A 19,483-nucleotide genomic window follows, 5' to 3' on the forward strand; every position below is an offset into this window, starting at 1 on the left:
GGTTATTCCTTATCCTTGAGGACATCAGGAATGTAGGCGCGGTGAAAGCCGTTATACGACTCACTGTTGGTAGCCTTGTGAATCGGCCAGGCACGACCGCCAAGGCTGGCGGCACCATCAATGCGCAGGGTGCTGCCGCTGATGAAAGCCGCCGCCGGGCTGAGCAGGAAAACGATCGCCGCACTGACTTCCGATTCGGTGCCAATGCGTTTGAGCGGCACGTGTTCGCGCAAGGTCGGAATCACGGCCTTGAACGCACCTTCATAGGTGTCCATGCCACTGGACGCGATCCAGCCCGGCGCCACGGCGTTGACCCGCACCCCGGCGTGCCCCCACTCGAATGCGGCTGTCTTGGTCAGGTTGTCCATACCCGAACGCGCCGCACCCGAATGGCCCATGCCGGGCATGCCGCCCCACATGTCGGCGAGCATATTGACGATGGCGCCGCCGTGTTTGCTCATCGACTGGTTGAACACTTCCCGGGCCATGAGGAAACCGCCGACCAGGTTGGTGCGCATCACCGTTTCGAAACCCTTCTGGTTGATCGAGGCCAAAGGCGACGGGTATTGCCCGCCGGCATTGTTGACCAGACCGTGAATCGGCCCGTGCTTGCTGATCAGTTGGCTGACCAGGTGCGTCACCGCTTCTTCCTCGCGAATGTCGCAGGTGCTCCAGTCAGCCTTGCCACCGTCTTCGACAATCTCGGCGGCGACACTTTTCAGCTTGTCGACCTTGCGCCCGACCAGAATCACATGGGCACCGAGGGCCGCCAGTTCGTGAGCGGTGCAGCGGCCGATGCCACTGCCGCCACCGGTCACGATAATGGTCTGGCCGGCAAACAGATCAGTTCTGAAAATCGAATCGTAGGCCATGGTGGCAGTCCTCTAGTTGACCTGGTCGGCGATGCGCTGTGGCACCGGAATCTGGATTTCCAGCAGTTGCTGGGCGAAGGCCTTGCCTTGGGGGTCGATGCGCAGGCTGGCGACGCCACCGCCACCCAGGGCGTTTTCCAGGAGGAAATTCAGGCTATGAGTGGCGGGCAAATACCAGCGCTCGACGCGACCGTGCACGGGGTCGAGGACATGGTTCATCCAGTCGACGATCACCTCCGGCGTCAACGCTTCGGCGATCCACGGCAGGTACTCGGGCTCGCGGGCCATGACGCCGATGTTGCTGTGGTTGCCTTTGTCGCCCGAGCGCGCGACTGCGAGTTTGATCAGGGCCACGCTGGCATCCGCCGGGCCGTCGGGTTTGGGTGGGTCGAATGGCGCAGGCAAATCGGCTGTGTCCAGCACGTCAATGGCGGGCAATTCGCATGGCTGGCGTTGCCCCATGAAATCAATTTCCAGCGTGCAGGCGCTTTTGTCGATCAGGAACGAGAACAGTCTGATCAATGGATAGACCGTGGGCCTACCGCCGACAATCCCGGTCAGCCCCGGCGCCATGCCGGTAGCGGCCTGGGCGATTTCCCGGGAGAACACGATCAGCGCCTGTTTGTTCGGGTGACGCACCGCGAGTTTGATCACCACCTCGCGGCTGTCTGCGCGCTGGCCGTGAGGACCGTAAGTGGCCTCGCTGCCAAGCAGTTCGATGCTTACGTCACTGTAGGGCGCCCAGCCGCGTTGAGTGAATATTTCCGAGGTCTTGTTGATGATCGCTGCGCTGACTCGCCGCGCCTTGTCCACCGCATCGATGCCGGCGATCAGGCAACTGGCGGTGCAACGGAAGCCGTCCGGGTAAGTGGCGCTGACCTTGTACTGGTCGGTCGGCGGCAGGCCTTTAGCACCGTGCACCTGCACCGCGTTCTTGCCCTGCTGATGCAGTTTGACCTGAGTGAAATCGCAGACCACATCCGGCAGCAGATACGCTCGCGGATCGCCGATTTCATAGAGCATCTGTTCACCCACCGTCAGTGGTGTGACCAGACCGCCGGAGCCTTCGGGTTTGCTGACAACGAACTGGCTGTCGGCGCTGACTTCGACGATGGGGAAACCGATGTGTTCGTAGTCGGGCACATCGCGCCAATCGGTGAAGTTGCCGCCGGTGCACTGCGCGCCGCATTCGATGATGTGCCCGGCCAGCGCAGCCTGGGCCAGTTTGTCGTAGTCGTGCCACGACCAGTTGAACTCATGCACCAACGCGGCGCTGACCACGGCGCTGTCGACCACGCGCCCGGTGATCACGATGTCCGCGCCCAGACGCAGGGCTTCGACGATGCCCGGCGCGCCGAGGTAGGCGTTGGTCGAGACGCACATCGGTGGCAACGGCGCACCGCTGAACATTTCGTGGATGCCACGCGTGTTCAATTGCTTGAATTGCGGTTGCAGGTCGTCACCCAGCAGCACGGCGATCTTCAATGAAACGCCGGCCTTGTCGCAGGCCGCTTGCAGGGCGGCAGCGCAGGCCTGTGGATTGACCCCGCCGGCATTGCTGATGACGCGGATTTTTTGTTCGGCGAGCTGAGTGAGCAGCGGGCTGAGGACTTCAATGAAATCGCTGGCGTAGCCGGCCTGGGGATCTTTCATCCGCGCACCGGCCATGATCGACAGGGTGATTTCGGCCAGATAATCGAAAACCAGATAGTCCAGACGTCCACCTTCCACCAACTGCGCGGCAGCCGTCGAGGTATCGCCCCAGAAGGCGCTGGCGCAGCCAATGCGAATGGTTCTCGGCGTAGTCGAATCCATAACCACCTCCAACAGAGTGACTCGAGACTACCAAGCAAGCGCTTGGTTTGTAAACGACAGAAATATCTTCTGCCCGAGCGCTTGCTTGGTTGCATCCGTCAGCTTAAATTGCCCGCGCAACCTCGCTGTTTTAGCGGTGATCACGACTGTAGGAGAGAACGGGTGGATGAGCAAAAAGCCCTGAGGGTTATGCGCGAATTGGTCGACAGTGGCCAGTTGACCGATCCGGACAGTGCACGTGGCAAGTTACTGCAAGTGGCGGCTCACCTGTTTCGCAATAAAGGCTATGAGCGCACCACCGTGCGCGACCTGGCCGGCGCCGTGGGCATTCAGTCGGGGAGCATTTTTCATCACTTCAAAAGCAAGGACGAAATCCTGCGCGCCGTGATGGAAGAGACCATCCGCTACAACACCGCGTTGATGCGTGCAGCCATCGCCGAGGCCGGCAGCGTACGCGAGCGGGTGCTGGCGCTGATCCGTTGCGAGTTGCAGTCGATCATGGGCGGCAGCGGCGAGGCCATGGCGGTGCTGGTCTACGAATGGCGTTCGCTGTCCGAGGATGGCCAGGAAAAAGTCCTGGCGCTGCGGGACATCTATGAAGACATCTGGCTCCAGGTGCTGGGTGAGGCCAAGAGTGCCGGTTTCATTCGCGGCGATGTGTTCATCACTCGACGGTTTTTGACCGGGGCGCTGTCCTGGACCACCACCTGGTTTCGCGCCGGTGGCAGCATGAGTCTCGATCAGTTGGCCGACGAGGCGTTGATCCTGGTGCTTGAGGAAAAATAATTAGTTTGTGTTGGTCGGCAGGAAACTGGCTAACTGGGCGAAACCGCCTAGCTTGAATGCATTGATGCAGTATTTTGGGGAGTGGCTTGTCTTGATGTCTTCGCCAATTCGGACGGCTTCGCGGCTTTTGCTGACAGCGCTCGTGGCGTTATGGGTGCTGCCGTCCCAGGCTGCACAACTGGTGCGGATCGGTGCCGCACATTTTCCACCCTATACCGTACGCCCTGAAAAAGGCGCTGATACGGGCTTGCTGCCGCAACTGGCGGAAGCGCTCAACGCCCTGCAAAGCGACTACCGATTCGTGTTGGTGCCTACCTCGATTCCTCGACGCTTCGGTGACTTCAAGCAAGGCCGGATCGATATGGCGATCTTCGAAAATCCCGCCTGGGGCTGGAAAGACATTCCCCACACCGATGTCGACATGGGGCTCGAAGATGCCGAGATTTTTGTTGCGCAACGCCAACCCGAAAGCCGACCCGTTCGCCAGCAGGATTATTTTTCCGATCTGACGGGCAAGCGCCTGGCGCTGTTCAGTGGCTACCACTACGAATTCGCCAACTTCAACGCCGAGCCCCAGTATCTGGCCAAAAACTACAACGCCACGCTGACCTATTCCCATGACAGCAACCTGCTGATGGTGTTGCGCGGTCGCGCTGACATCGCGCTCGTCACTCGCTCCTACCTCAACGACTATTTTTTGCGCAACCTGAATGTCGGCAAAGAGTTCCTGGTGTCCGATCGCATCGATCAGGTTTATCACCATTACGCCATCCTGCGTCCGACCGCACCAATCACGGGCGAGGCGTTCGGCAAATTGCTGCAAGGGCTGCGGGATAACGGCCAGATGCTGAAGATTTTCGACCCCTACAAGATTGCGATCGTGCCGGTTCCGGGCACGCCTTGATTGACGCCGCCTAAATTTCCGGCGTCGGCTCACGTCACATCGTTGAACTGTCGACGATTAACGTGAGCCCGACCCATGTCCAATCTGAATGACCTGACTGCCCTGGCCTTGCCTTCAGGCAGTCGTCTTGTAGCCGATGAAACCGAAACCCGGTTGAGCCTCAGCCTTGACGCTCAACCGCTGATCGAACTGCGGCTGACCCGCGACCCCGAGCCACAACTGCAACTGCAAGAGCGCTTCGTTCGCCCGAACAGTCAGGCCTTGTGGGCTGCCTGTTATTGGTTGTTCGCTCGTCATCCGGACTGCCAGCGTCTGGCCTGGCAACTCGATGAAGCCCCGACCGAGGCTCTGCTCAGCGGTTTGCTGATCCCCACGGAAACTGCCGGTCACTATCGCTGTGAGCGCACCCTGTTCTGGCAGTTGCCGCAGCCCTGGCTGGGGCAGTCGCTGACGCGCGGTTACCCGCAGCAAATGGTCATCAGTGGCGGCAAACGTCATCCGCTACGCCCGTTGAAGCCGCGTGGCGAAGTCTATCGGCGTTTTGATGCGCGGCTCGGAATGTGGATTTCCCTGCGCACCGTGGACATCGACCTCGACCTGGCCCGTTTCAATCGTTGGCAGAACAGTGCGCGGGTCGCGAGTTTCTGGCAGGAGGAGGGCAGCCTCGAAAAACACCGAGAGTATCTAGGCAAACTCGAAGCCGACCCACACACCCTGACGCTGATCGGCTGTTTCGACGATCAGCCGTTCGCCTATTTCGAAGCCTATTGGGCCAAGGAAGACCGCATCGCACCGTTCTACGATACCGGTGACTACGACCGTGGCATTCACATGCTGGTCGGCGAAGAAAACCACCGTGGCCCGCACAAGGTGGCGAGCTGGTTATCGGCGCTGGTGCACTTCCTGTTTCTCGATGATCCGCGAACCCAGCGAGTGGTCGCCGAGCCTCGCGCCGACAACGCCAAGATGATCGGTTACATGCAGGGGCAACGGTTTCATTGCGAGAAAGAGTTCGACTTCCCGCACAAGCGTGCCGCGTTGATGGCGCTGGGGCGTGAGCGGTTTTTTGATCGGTGTGGGTTGGTTTGATGGGGCATTGAACCCGAAAAGATCGCAGCCTTCGGCAGCTCCTGCATGGGATTGCGTACCCCTGTAGGAGCTGCCGAAGGCTGCGATCTTTTTAAACTGGCGACATGGATTCAGCGGCGGGCCACGGTATCCGCCCGAGTGCCCGACACCTTGCGGCAATGCACCAGCGCATCGCGAATCATGAAGTTCACCAGGGTCGGCGAGACGCCGAGCTCCTTGGCGATGTCCTTCTGCGGCACGCCGTGCAGGCGGTACATCTCGAAGGCGTAGCGGGTACGGCTCGGCAATTCGGTGAGCGCGTCGGCGATGTTTTCCAGGGTCGAAAAGTTGATGTGCGACGTTTCCGGTGAAGCCCCCTGAATCACCACGTTCAGACCTTCCTCTTCAGGCCCGGAATACTTCTGCTCCAGTGCCTGCTTGCGGTAGTGATCGATCGCGAGGTTGCGCACGATCTGGAACAGATAGCTGAGCTGAGCCTTGAACGAGGACGTGATCTGCGGCGCCGATTGCAGCCGGAAAAACGCGTCCTGCACCACGTCTTCAGCGCGTGATCGGCAGCCGGTGATGCGGGCTGCAATCTTGACCAGAATCAGTCGATTGTCGACGAATGCCTGAAGTAGCGGCGAATCGCACCTGCTTGTGGAGACTTGTTCCGTCATGGAAATCACCCTGCTGCCAAAAGGTTGGTGGGACGACAAGAAGACCGGGGCCGTCCTACACATCGAGCGACAAATTATGTTGAATGATAATGATTGTCAATTGAGAAAGAGAACTAATGCTCCGCGAAGGTGCAGAGTGCGAACTGCGACACACTGACTCTCCCGCTTGCGGCACCCCGGCCCGCCTGGCGTTCAAGCCTGCCGACTAATTATTTGCAGATGCCATCCGTTCTCAAGGATGAATTGCACAGCGCAAAACCGATTCCATTTGCAAGCCGAATTCAGGCAGGAAACCTCATGACCGACGCGTTCGAACTCCCCAGCACACTGGTCCAAGCCCTTCAGCGCCGCGCGGCCCTGACGCCGGATCGGGTGGCCTTGCGTTTTCTCGCCGAAACCCAGGACCAGGCTGTGGTACTCAGTTATCGCGAACTGGATCAGCGCGCGCGGACGATTGCCGGTGCATTGCAGGCCGAGGCTGATTTTGGCGACCGTGCGGTGCTGCTGTTTCCCAGTGGCCCGGATTACGTCGCGGCGTTCTTTGGTTGCCTGTATGCCGGTGTGATTGCGGTGCCGGCCTATCCGCCGGAGTCGGCCAAGCGTCACCATCAGGAGCGTTTGCTGTCGATCATCAGCGACGCCGAACCGCGTCTGTTGCTGACCAGCGCCGATCTGCGCGATGCCTTGCTGCAAATCGAAGGGGCACCGCCGTTGCTGTGTGTCGATACCCTCGACAGCGCGATGGCCGAGCGTTGGGTCGCGCCGGATCTGCAAGACGATCACATCGCCTTCCTGCAATACACCTCCGGTTCCACGGCATTGCCCAAAGGCGTGCAAGTCAGCCACGGCAACCTGGTGGCGAATGAACTGCTGATCCGTCATGGCTTTGGCATCGACCTCAACCCCGACGACGTGATCGTCAGCTGGCTGCCGCTGTACCACGACATGGGCCTGATCGGCGGCTTGCTGCAACCGATTTTCAGCGGCGTGCCGTGCGTGTTGATGTCGCCGGCGTACTTCCTCGGCCGGCCGTTGCGCTGGCTCGAAGCGATCAGTGAATACGGTGGCACCATCAGCGGCGGGCCGGACTTTGCCTATCGCCTGTGCAGTGAACGGGTCAGTGAATCAGCCCTGGCGCGCCTCGATCTGAGCGGCTGGCGCGTGGCGTACTCCGGCTCCGAGCCGATTCGTCTCGACACCCTGGAGCGTTTCGCCGAGAAGTTCGCCAGCTGCGGTTTCACTGAAGACAGCTTCATGGCCTCCTATGGCCTGGCCGAAGCCACTCTGTTCGTCGCCGGTACCCCGCGTGGTCAAGGCATCGGCAACCTGCGTGTGGACGATCAGGCCCTGACGCAAAACCGTGCCGAGCCGGGCGAGGGCAGTGCGATCATGAGTTGCGGCATCAGTCAGCCGGATCACGCCGTGCTGATTGTCGACCCGGCGACGCTCGCTGAAGTGGCCGACAACGCAGTCGGCGAAGTCTGGGCCGCAGGGCCGAGCATCGCCCACGGTTACTGGCGCAATCCCGAAGCGTCCGCCAAGACGTTCGTCCAGCACGCCGGTCGTACCTGGTTGCGCACCGGTGACCTGGGCTTCATGCGTGCTGGTGAACTGTTCATCACCGGTCGCCTGAAAGACATGCTGATCGTGCGCGGTCACAACCTTTATCCACAGGACATCGAACAGACCGTCGAGCGCGAAGTGGAAGTGGTGCGCAAAGGGCGCGTCGCCGCGTTCGCCGTCACCGTCGACGGTCAGGAAGGCATCGGCATCGCGGCGGAAATCAGCCGCAGCGTACAAAAAATTCTGCCGCCCGAAGCGTTGATCAAAGCCATTCGCCAAGCCGTGGCCGAGGCGTATCAAGAAGCGCCGAGCGTGGTGGTGCTGCTCAATCCGGGCGCACTGCCGAAGACCTCCAGTGGCAAGTTGCAACGCTCGGCGTGCCGCAATCGCTTGGCGGACGGCAGCCTCGACAGCTACGCGGTATTCCCGTCGGCCACGACTGAAAGCGCAGGTATTACCGAATCGGCTTCGGAGCTGCAAAGCCTGATCGGCCGGATCTGGTGTGAGCAGTTGCAGATTAAGCAGGTAGGCGCCGACGATCACTTCTTCCTGCTCGGCGGCAACTCCATTGCGGCGACGCAGGTGGTGGCACGTCTGCGCGAAGAACTGGGCCTGGAGCTGAACCTGCGCCTGTTGTTCGAAGCACCGACCCTCGGCGCATTCGCCGATGTGGTGGCCCGTCAGCAGCAAGACGGTGGCCTGGCCCAAGGCGCGATCACATCGCTGTCGCGCCATCAACCGATGCCGCAATCCCTGGCACAAAACCGTCTGTGGATAACCTGGCAACTTGACCCGCAAAGCAGCGCCTACAACATTCCCGGTGCCCTACGCCTGCGTGGCGAACTGGACGAAGACGCCTTGCGCGCCAGTTTCCAGCACTTGATCGAGCGCCATGAGTCTTTGCGGACACGCTTCTTCGAGCGTGATGGCGTGGCGTTGCAACAGGTCGATGCGGCCAGTGAGTTCAACCTGCAACTGATCGACATCAGCGATCTGCCGGTCGCCGAGCGTGAGGCCCGTGCGCAACAAATCCGCGAGGACGAGGCGCGGACCCAGTTCGATCTGGAGAAAGGCCCGCTGTTGTGGGTGACGCTGGTGCGACTCGACGACGAAGACCATCAACTGCTGGTGACGATGCACCACATCATCGCGGACGGTTGGTCGCTGAGCGTGCTGATCGACGAATTTTCGCGGCTGTACGCGGCGGCTTCCCAAGGGCAGCAAGCGACGCTCGCGCCATTGCCGACTCAATACGCCGACTACGGCAGTTGGCAACGTCAATGGCTGGCGCAAGGCGAGGGCGAGCGTCAACTGGCCTACTGGAAAGACCGGTTGGGCGATGACCATCCGACCCTGAGCCTGGCCACCGACCATCCGCGCTCCGCTCAACAACTGCACAGCGCCGCCCGCCACAGCGTGCGCTTGGGGGCGACCCTGAGCGAGGCGATTCGCCAGACCGCCCAGACCCATGAATCGACTTCCTTCATGCTGCTGCTCGCCGCGTTCCAGACTTTGCTGCATCGCTATAGCGGCCAGCGCGACATCCGCATCGGCGTGCCGAACGCCAACCGTCCGCGCCTGGAAACCCAAGGCCTGATCGGCTTCTTCATCAACACCCAGGTGCTGCGCGCCGAGATGGATTCGCGACTGCCGTTCGTTGAACTGCTGGGGCAAACCCGTCAGGCGGCGTTGGGTGCGCAAGCGCATCAGGACTTGCCGTTCGAACAACTGCTCGAAGCCTTCCCGCAGGCCCGTGAACAGGGCTTATTCCAGGTCATGTTCAACCACCAGCAACGGGACCTCAGCGCCTTGAAGCGCCTGCCGGGGTTGCTGGCCGAAGAGCTGCCGTGGCACAGCCGCGAAGCCAAGTTCGACTTGCAATTGCACAGCGAAGAAGACCGCAACGGTCGCCTGAGTCTGTCCTTCGATTACGCCAGCGAGTTGTTCGATACGGCGACCATCGAACGCTTGTCCGAGCATTTCAGTAACCTGTTGCGCGCCATTTGTGCACAACCGCAAACCGCCATCGGCGACCTGCAACTGCTGACCGGCGCTGAGCACGATCAGCAAGCCGACTGGTCCGTTGCGCCTTGCACGCCAGCCAACCAATGGCTGCCCGAACTGCTCAACGAACAGGCACGCCAGACCCCGGAGCGCACCGCGCTGCTGTGGGACGGCGGCCAAATGGATTTCGCTGAACTGCACACCCAGGCCAATCGCCTGGCCCATTACCTGCGCGACAAAGGCGTCGGTCCGGATGTCTGCGTGGCCATCGCCTGCGAGCGCTCGCCGCAACTGTTGATCGGTCTGCTGGCGATCATCAAGGCGGGTGGCGCCTACGTGCCACTCGATCCGGATTACCCCGCCGAACGCCTGGCCTACATGCTCAACGACAGCGGCGTCGATTTGCTGCTGACACAAACCCAATTGCTTGATCGCTTGCCGGCGACTGACGGCGTCTGCGTGATCGCTATGGACGCCTTGCATTTGGAGAACTGGCCGAGCCATGCGCCGGGCCTGCACCTGCACGGCGACAACCTCGCCTATGTGATTTACACCTCTGGCTCTACCGGGCAACCGAAGGGTGTCGGCAACACCCACGCGGCCCTCGCCGAACGCCTGCAATGGATGCAGAACACCTATCGCTTGAACGACACTGACGTGCTGATGCAAAAGGCGCCGATCAGTTTCGACGTGTCGGTGTGGGAATGCTTCTGGCCGCTGATCACCGGCGCGCGCCTGCTGATTACTGGGCCCGGCGAACACCGTGATCCGCACCGCATTGCACAACTGGTCCAGCAATATGGCGTGACCACGTTGCACTTCGTGCCGCCGCTGCTTGCGTTGTTCATCGACGAACCGCTGACGGCTGAATGCACCAGCCTGCGCCGCGTGTTCTCCGGTGGCGAAGCCTTGCCCGCCGAACTGCGCAACCGCGTGCTGGAGCAACTGCTAGCGGTGCAATTGCACAACCGCTACGGCCCGACCGAAACCGCGATCAACGTCACCCATTGGCACTGCAGCCGCGCCGATGGCGAGCGCTCGCCGATTGGCCGGCCATTGGGCAATGTGATTTGCCGTGTACTCGACAGCGATCTCAACCCCGTTGCGGCCGGCGTGCCGGGTGAGTTGTGCATCAGTGGCATCGGCCTGGCGCGCGGTTACCTGGGGCGCCCGGGCCTGACCGCCGAGCGTTTTGTCGTCGATCCATTGGGCGAGCAGGGCGCGCGTCTGTACCGCACCGGTGACCGTGCACGCTGGACCGCCGATGGCGTAATCGAATACCTCGGTCGCCTCGATCAGCAGGTCAAGCTGCGTGGCTTCCGCGTCGAGCCGGAAGAAATCGAAGCGCGTCTGCTGGCTCAGGACGGTGTTGCCCAAGCCGTGGTGCTGGTGCGCGAAACCTCGGCCGGTGGACAACTGATCGCTTACTACACCACGACCGATTCCGCCGAATCCATCGACGCGCAAACCGCACGACTGAAAAACGCATTGGCGGCGGAGCTGCCTGAATACATGGTCCCGGCACAACTGATGCGCCTGGACGAAATGCCCCTCAGCCCGAGCGGCAAACTCGACCGCCGCGCCTTGCCCGAACCGCAGTGGCAAGTTCGTGAGCACGTCGAGCCCGTGACCGAACTGGAGCAACAGATCGCCGGCATCTGGCGCGAGGTGCTGGGCCTGGCGCAAGTCGGCTTGCGCGACGATTTTTTCGCCCTCGGCGGTCATTCGCTGCTGGCCACACAAATCATTTCCCGCACCCGTCAGGCCTGCGACGTCGAGTTGCCGTTGCGTGCCCTGTTCGAGAACAGTGAACTGGGTGCGTTTGCCGAACAGGTGCGCCTGATCCAGGCCAGCGGCAGCACCAACAAGCAACCACCAATCGACAAAGTCGACCGCAGCCAAGCGGTACCGTTGTCCTATTCGCAGCAGCGCATGTGGTTCCTCTGGCAGATGGAGCCGGACAGCCCGGCCTACAACGTTGGCGGCATGGCGCGGCTGCGCGGGGTGCTGGATGTCGGGCGTTTCGAAGCGGCGCTGCAAGCCTTGATCCTGCGCCACGAAACCCTGCGCACCACGTTCCCGAGCGTCGACGGCGTGGCGCGTCAGCAGGTGCATGCCGAGACGGGCGTGGGCATGGACTGGAAAGATTTCACCGCGCTGGATGTCGATGGTCGCGAATGGCAGGTCCAACAACTGGCCGATGACGAAGCGCACAAACCGTTCGATCTGGAAACCGGGCCGCTGCTGCGCGCCTGCCTGGTCAAGACTGCCGAACAGGAACACTACTTCGTGCTGACCTTGCACCACATCGTCACCGAAGGTTGGGCGATGGATATTTTCGCCCGCGAGTTGAGTGCGCTGTACGAAGCCTTCGTCGATGACCATGAATCGCCGCTGGCGCCGCTGCCGGTGCAGTACCTCGATTACAGCGTCTGGCAGCGTCAGTGGCTGGAGTCTGGCGAACGTCAGCGCCAGCTCGACTACTGGACCGCGCAACTGGGCCGCGAACACCCGCTGCTGGAGTTACCCGCCGATCGTCCGCGTCCGCCGGTGCAAAGCCATCAAGGCGAACTGTTCCGCTTCGACCTGAGCGACGATCTTGCGGCACGGGTCCGCGCCTTCAACGCGCAAAACGGTCTGACCCTGTTCATGACCATGACCGCCGCCCTGGCCACGTTGTTGTATCGCTACAGCGGCCAGACCGACCTGCGCATCGGCGCGCCGGTGGCCAACCGCATCCGTCCGGAAAGCGAAGGGCTGATCGGTGCGTTCCTCAATACTCAAGTGTTGCGTTGCCAGCTCGACGGGCAGATGTCCGTGGGCGAGTTGTTCGAGCAGGTTCGTCATACGGTGATCGAAGGCCAGTCCCATCAGGACCTGCCGTTCGATCATCTGGTGGAAGCCTTGCAGCCACCGCGCAGCGCCGCTTACAACCCGTTGTTCCAGGTGATGTGCAACGTGCAGCGCTGGGAATTCCAGCAGAGCCGAACCCTGGCCGGCATGACGGTCGAGTACCTGGCCAACGATGCTCGCGCGACCAAATTCGACCTCAACCTGGAAGTCACCGACCTCGATCATCGCCTGGGTTGCTGCCTGACCTATAGCACCGATCTGTTCGATGAACCACGCATTGCGCGGATGGCCGCACATTGGTGCAACCTGCTGGAAGTGCTGATTGCCGATCCGCAGCAGCGCATCAGTGAACTGCCGTTGCTGGCAGCCGAGGAACAAAAAAACCTGCTCGACAGCCTTGGCGTTGAGCCGGGTGAACATCGCCTCGACCAGTGCATCCATCACCTGTTCAGCGAACAGGCACTGGCGCATGCCGATGCGCCGGCGCTGACCTTCGGCGGGCAAACCCTGAGCTATGCCGAACTCGACAGCCGCGCCAATCGTCTTGCGTGGATGCTGCGCGAACGCGGTGTCGGGCCGCAGGTGCGTGTGGGCCTGGCGCTTGAGCGTTCGCTGGAAATGGTCGTCGGCCTGCTGGCGATCCTCAAGGCCGGTGGCGCCTACGTGCCGCTGGACCCGGAATACCCGCTCGATCGCCTGCACTACATGATCGAAGACAGCGGCGTCGGCTTGCTGCTCAGTGATGCGGCCATGTTCAAAGCCTTGGGCGAATTGCCGTCGACGGTTGGCCGCTGGTGCGTGGAAGAAGACGCGGCCGCGCTCATCAATTATCCGGCCACCGAGCTGCCATTTATCAGTCTGCCGCAACATCAGGCGTACCTGATCTACACCTCGGGCTCCACCGGCAAGCCGAAAGGCGTGGTGGTGTCCCACGGCGAAATCGCCATGCACTGCCGCGCTGTGATCGAGCGCTTTGGCATGCGCCCGGACGATTGCGAACTGCACTTCTATTCGATCAACTTCGACGCCGCCACCGAGCGTCTGTTGGTGCCGTTGTTGAGCGGCGCGCAAGTGGTGTTGCGGGCGCAGGGCCAATGGGATGCCGAAGAAATCTGCGGGCTGATCCGCACCCATCACATCAACGTCCTCGGTTTCACCCCAAGCTACGGCAGCCAGTTGGCGCAATGGCTGGCGACCCGCAATGAAATTCTGCCGGTGCGCATGATCATCACCGGCGGCGAAGCGCTGACTGGCGAACACCTGTCGCGCATTCGCGCAGCGTTCAAGCCGAGCGCGTTCTTCAACGCTTACGGGCCGACCGAAACCGTGGTCATGCCGCTGGCCAGTCTCGCGCCTGAGGTGCTGGAAGAAGGCCTGGGCAGCGTGCCGATCGGCAGCGTGATCGGCGACCGCGTGGCGTACATTCTCGACGCCGATCTGGCGTTGGTGCCGCAAGGCGCGACCGGTGAGTTGTACGTCGGTGGCGCGGGTCTGGCGCAGGGTTATCACCAGCGTCCAGGCATGACCGCCGAACGCTTTGTGGCGGATCCGTTCGCCGACAATGGCGGACGTATTTATCGCACTGGCGACCTGGTGCGTCAGCGCGCGGATGGTCTGGTGGAATACCTCGGGCGGATTGACCATCAAGTGAAGATTCGCGGTTTCCGCATCGAACTCGGTGAAATCGAAACCCGTCTGCTGGAACACCAGTCGGTACGTGAAGCCGTGGTGTTGGCGCTCGATGCACCGAGCGGCAAGCAACTGGTGGGCTATCTGGTCACCGAAATCGCAGAGTTTGGCGAAGCGCAACAGGCTGAACTGCGCGAAGCACTCAAGGCGCATCTCAAGTCGCAGTTGCCAGATTACATGGTGCCCACGCACCTGATTCTGCTCGCCAGCATGCCGCTGACCGCCAACGGCAAACTCGACCGGCGCGCACTGCCGGCGCCGGACCCTGAGCTAAATCGTCAGCAATACGTGGCGCCGAGCAACCAGCTCGAAGTCACCCTGGCGCAGATCTGGTGCGAAGTGTTGAACGTCGAACAAGTCGGCCTCAACGACAACTTCTTCGAACTGGGCGGCGACTCGATCCTGTCGATCCAGGTGGTCAGCCGTGCGCGGCAGCAGGGCATTCACTTCAGTCCGCGCGACCTGTTCCAGCACCAGACCGTGCAGACCCTCGCCGCCGTGGCGACCCGCACCGAGCAGGTCACCGCCGAGCAAGGCTTGATCAGCGGTGAATCGCGCCTGACGCCGATCCAGCACTGGTTCTTCGACACCGACATTCCACAGCGTCAACACTGGAACCAGGCACTGTTGCTGCAACCGACTTTGCCTCTGGAACCCCATCGCCTGGAGCAAGCGCTGTTGGCGGTGATCGAACAGCACGACGCCTTGCGTTTGCGTTTCAGCAACGCGGCGGGCCAGTGGGATGCCGAACATCAGACGATTTCCGATGCGCCGGTGTTGTGGCAAGTACGTGTTGCGTCGATGGACAAATGCGCGGCGCTGTTCGCCGACGCCCAGCGCAGCCTCGACCTCGAAGAGGGGCCGCTGATGCGTGTGCTGCTGGTCGATGGTCCGGAGGCCCAGCAACGGCTGCTCATCGCGATTCACCACTTGGTGGTCGATGGCGTTTCCTGGCGCGTGCTGCTCGATGATCTGCAAACCGTGTATCGCCAACTCGATGCGCAGCAGTCGGTGAAACTGCCGGCTAAAACCAGCGCCTTCAAGGACTGGGCCGCGCGCTTGCAAGCGTATGCCGGCAGTGAATCGTTGCGTGAAGAGCTGATCTGGTGGCAGACGCAATTGGCCGGGCCGAGTGCCGAGCTGCCGTGTGATCGTCCCGAGGGTGGTCGGCAGAATCGTCACGCACAAACCGTCAGCGTGCGCCTCGATAACGAGCGCACCCGGCAATTGCTGCAACAGGCGCCGAGCGCCTACCGCACGCAGGTCAACGATCTGCTGCTGACCGCGTTGGCCCGCGTGCTGTGCCGCTGGAGCGGTCACGCTTCGGCGTTGATTCAACTGGAAGGCCATGGTCGCGAAGCGCTGTTTGACGAGATCGACCTGACCCGCACCGTCGGCTGGTTCACCAGCGCTTACCCGCTGCGCCTGACCCCGTCGAACATTGAAGAAGCGGCCGGGCAGGGCGCGTCGATCAAGGCGATCAAGGAACAACTGCGCGCCGTGCCGCATAAAGGTTTGGGTTATGGCGTGCTGCGCTATCTCGCCGATGACTTGAGTCGCCAGAGCATGGCCGCGTTGCCGGTGGCGCCGATCACTTTCAACTACCTGGGGCAGTTCGACCAGAGCTTTGGTGCCGATGCGTTGTTCCATCCGCTGGATGAAGCCATCGGCGCGGCCCACGATTTGAATGCGCCGTTGCCCAACGAGTTGAGCGTCGACAGTCAGGTCTATGGCGGTGAACTGGTCCTGCGCTGGACCTTCAGCGCCCAACGCCATGATCCGCAGACCATCACGGACCTTGCGGACGCCTACCTCGGCGAGCTGCAAAGCCTGATCGAACATTGTCTGCGCGACGATGTCGGTGGCCTGACGCCGTCGGACTTCCCGCTGGCCAGGCTCAACCAGACTCAACTGGATGCGCTGCCAATTCCGGCCGCCGAGATCGAAGACGTCTACCCGCTGACGCCGATGCAGGAAGGCATGCTGCTGCACACCTTGCTGGAACCGGGCACCGGCCTGTACTACATGCAGGATCGCTACCGCATCAACAGCGAACTCGATCCGCAGCGTTTCGCCCAGGCCTGGCAAGCGGTGATCGCCCGGCACGAAGCCTTGCGCGCATCGTTCTGCTGGAACGTCGGCGAAGACATGCTGCAAGTTATCCACAAGCCGGGCAGCACGCCGATCGAGTACCTCGACTGGAGCGATATCGCCGACGCCGAGCAGGAACCTAAGCTGCAAACCTTGCTCAAGACCGAGCGCGAGGCCGGGTTCGATCTGCTCAACCAGGCACCGTTCCACCTGCGCCTGATCCGGGTAGGCGCGGGGCGCTACTGGTTCATGATGAGCAACCACCACATCCTCATCGATGCCTGGTGCCGTTCGTTGTTGATGAACGATTTCTTTGAAATCTACAGCGCCCTCGGCGAAGGCCGTGACGCGCAACTGGCCGTGCCGCCGCGTTATCGCGACTACATCGGCTGGCTGCAACGCCAGAGCCTGGCCGAAGCGCGGCAGTGGTGGAAAAGCAACCTGCAAGGATTCGAGCGGACCACGCCGATCCCGAGCGACCGACCGTTCCTGCGCGAACATGCCGGCGACAGCGGCGGCATGATCGTCGGCGACCGCTACACCCGACTCGACGCCCGCGACGGTGCACTATTGCGTGAACTGGCGCAGGCCCATCAGCTGACCATCAACACTTTCGCCCAAGCGGCGTGGGCCCTGGTGCTGCGCCGCTTGAGCGGTGATCGTGACGTATTGTTCGGTGTCACGGTGGCCGGGCGTCCAGTGGAAATGCCGGAGATGCAACGCACCGTTGGCCTGTTCATCAACAGCATCGCGCTGCGGGTGAAAATGCCGCAGGACGATCAGCGTTGCAGCGTGCGTCAGTGGCTCAGCGGCTTGCTCGACAACAACATGCAACTGCGCGAGTACGAATACCTGCCGCTGGTGAACATCCAGGAGCAGAGCGAATTGCCGAAGGGCCAGCCGCTGTTCGACAGCCTGTTCGTGTTCGAAAACGCCCCGGTGGAAACGTCGGTGCTGGACCGTGCGCAGAGCCTCAACGCCACATCTGATTCGGGCCGCACCCACACCAACTTCCCGCTGACGGCCGTGTGCTATCCGGGCGATGACCTGGGCTTGCACCTGTCGTACGACCAGCGTTACTTCGACGAAAACACTGTCGAACGCATGCTCGGCGAGTTCAAACGCCTGCTGCTGGCGTTGGTCGAAGGGTTCCACGGTGACATGGCTGATCTGCCGTTGCTCGGCGCCGAGGAACAGGATTTCCTGATCCACGGTTGCAACCAGAGTGCACGCGAATATCCGCTTGAGCAGAGCTATGTGGCCTTGTTTGAAGCGCAGGTCGCTGCGCATCCGCAGCGGATCGCTGCCAGTTGCCTCGATCAGCGGCACAGTTTTTTCGAGCTCAACCAGCGTAGTAATCGACTCGGTCACGCCTTGGTCGCTGCCGGGGTCGGGCTCGATCAGCCAGTTGCGTTGCTGGCCGAACGCAACCTCGATTTGCTCGGCATGATCATCGGCAGCTTCAAGGCCGGCGCAGGTTATCTGCCGCTGGATCCGGGCCTGCCGACTCAGCGCCTGAGCCGGATTATCGACCTGAGCCGTACGCCGTTGCTGGTCTGCACCGAGGCGTGTCGTGAACAAGCCGTTGCGTTGCTGGAAGAGTTCGGTTGTGCCAATCGGCCTAAGCTGTTGGTCTGGGAAGATGTGCAAGCGAGTGATGTTTCCGTGATGAATCCGGGCATCTACAGCGGCCCGGACAACCTCGCCTACGTGATCTACACCTCCGGTTCCACCGGTTTGCCGAAGGGTGTGATGGTCGAACAGCGCGGCATGCTCAACAACCAATTGAGCAAGGTGCCGTACCTGAACTTGAGCGAGTCCGACGTCATCGCGCAGACCGCTTCGCAAAGCTTCGACATTTCGGTCTGGCAGTTCCTCGCCGCGCCGTTGTTCGGTGCGCGGGTCGATATCGTGCCGAACACCATCGCCCACGATCCGCAAGGTTTGCTGGCACACGTTTCGGTTCAGGGCATCACCGTGCTGGAAAGCGTGCCGTCGCTGATCCAGGGCATGCTCGCCCAGGAGCGCATGAGCCTCGATGGTTTGCGCTGGATGTTGCCGACTGGTGAGGCGATGCCGCCGGAACTGGCGCATCAATGGCTGCTGCGTTATCCGGACATCGGCTTGGTGAATGCCTACGGTCCGGCGGAATGCTCGGATGACGTGGCGTTCTTCCGCGTCGACATGGCCTCGACTCGCGGCAGCTACTTGCCGATCGGTACGCCGACCGACAACAACCGTTTGTACCTGCTCGACGGCGCACTGGAACTGGTGCCGCTCGGCGCAGTGGGCGAGTTGTGCGTCGCCGGCACCGGGGTCGGGCGCGGTTACGTCAGCGATCCGTTACGCACCGCCCAAGTGTTTGTGCCGAACCCGTTTGGAGCACCGGGCGATCGCCTGTATCGCACCGGCGACCTGGCCCGCCGTCGCAGCGACGGCGTGCTGGAGTACGTCGGGCGCATCGACCATCAAGTGAAGATTCGCGGCTACCGCATCGAACTGGGGGAAATCGAAGCGCGCCTGCATGAACAACCGGAAGTCCGCGACGCGGCGGTCGGCGTGCAGGAAGGTGCGAACGGTAAACACCTGGTCGGCTACCTGGTGGCTGCGGATTCAGCGCTCAATCCAGCCGAACGCCTGGAACGCATCAAACAACGCCTGCGCGCCGAACTACCGGAGTACATGGTGCCGCTGCATTGGTTGTGGCTGGACAAGATGCCGCTCAACGCCAACGGCAAACTGGACCGCAAGGCCTTGCCGGCGCTGGAGATCGGCCAGTTGCAGAGCCAGGACTACGAAGCGCCGCGCAATGAGCTGGAACAAACCCTGGCCGCGATCTGGGCCGAGGTGCTGAAGGTGGAGAAGGTCGGTGTGCGCGACAACTTCTTCGAACTGGGCGGGCATTCGCTGCTGGCCACGCAGATCGCTTCGCGGGTACAGAAAACCCTGCAACGGGATGTGCCGCTACGGGCGATGTTCGAGTGCAGCACGGTGGAAGAACTGGCCGGGTACATCAATGGGTTGGCGGCCAGCGACATCACCGAGGAGAAGGTTGATCGGTTGAATGATTTGATGGCGGAGCTGGAGGGGCTTTGATGCTCTAGCGTCTGTGGCGGCCTCATCGCTGGCAAGCCAGCTCCCACAGTATTTGATGTCGT

The 19,483-nt window shown here is 61.7% G+C and carries 7 protein-coding genes; 4 read left to right on the forward strand and 3 right to left on the reverse strand.

Annotated features, from left to right (window positions below):
• Window positions 1-2 precede the first annotated feature (2 nt).
• Together ACM110_RS26010 and ACM110_RS26015 are read right to left on the reverse strand one after the other, a co-directional pair.
• Entirely contained in the window at window positions 3-872 is an 870-nt protein-coding gene (locus tag ACM110_RS26010) for an SDR family oxidoreductase (RefSeq protein ID WP_416130004.1), read from the reverse strand.
• A gap of 12 nt (window positions 873-884) precedes the next feature.
• The gene (locus ACM110_RS26015) at window positions 885-2,687 is read right to left on the reverse strand and encodes an acyclic terpene utilization AtuA family protein (RefSeq protein ID WP_416130005.1); all 1,803 of its coding nucleotides are present in this window, start codon (window positions 2,685-2,687) and stop codon (window positions 885-887) included.
• Between the two features lie 162 nt (window positions 2,688-2,849).
• Between ACM110_RS26015 and ACM110_RS26020 the strand changes: the two genes are divergently transcribed.
• From ACM110_RS26020 to ACM110_RS26030, 3 genes are all read left to right on the forward strand, one after another.
• Window positions 2,850-3,473 (forward strand): TetR/AcrR family transcriptional regulator, encoded by a 624-nt coding sequence (locus ACM110_RS26020; protein WP_338582181.1) that lies wholly within the window; start codon window positions 2,850-2,852, stop codon window positions 3,471-3,473.
• A 94-nt stretch (window positions 3,474-3,567) separates the two neighbouring features.
• Window positions 3,568-4,377: a substrate-binding periplasmic protein gene (locus ACM110_RS26025; RefSeq protein ID WP_416130006.1), complete on the forward strand. Its 810-nt coding sequence runs from the start codon at window positions 3,568-3,570 to the stop codon at window positions 4,375-4,377.
• A gap of 75 nt (window positions 4,378-4,452) precedes the next feature.
• Window positions 4,453-5,466, forward strand: a complete 1,014-nt coding sequence (locus tag ACM110_RS26030) for a GNAT family N-acetyltransferase (protein ID WP_416130007.1) — start codon at window positions 4,453-4,455, stop codon at window positions 5,464-5,466.
• A 110-nt stretch (window positions 5,467-5,576) separates the two neighbouring features.
• On the opposite strand, the gene ACM110_RS26035 is transcribed toward ACM110_RS26030, so the two are convergent.
• Window positions 5,577-6,125 carry an RNA polymerase factor sigma-70 gene (locus ACM110_RS26035; RefSeq protein WP_416130008.1) on the reverse strand — a complete coding sequence of 183 codons (549 nt, stop codon included), beginning with the start codon at window positions 6,123-6,125 and terminating at the stop codon, window positions 5,577-5,579.
• Between the two features lie 297 nt (window positions 6,126-6,422).
• On the opposite strand from ACM110_RS26035, the gene ACM110_RS26040 reads away from it, so the two are divergent.
• Complete coding sequence (locus ACM110_RS26040) at window positions 6,423-19,421, forward strand: non-ribosomal peptide synthetase (RefSeq protein ID WP_416130009.1); 12,999 nt, start codon at window positions 6,423-6,425, stop codon at window positions 19,419-19,421.
• Window positions 19,422-19,483 lie beyond the last annotated feature (62 nt).

Origin of the sequence: Pseudomonas sp. NFX98, from assembly GCF_047784845.1 — a bacterium.
In the GTDB taxonomy this organism is placed as follows: Bacteria; Pseudomonadota; Gammaproteobacteria; order Pseudomonadales; family Pseudomonadaceae; genus Aquipseudomonas.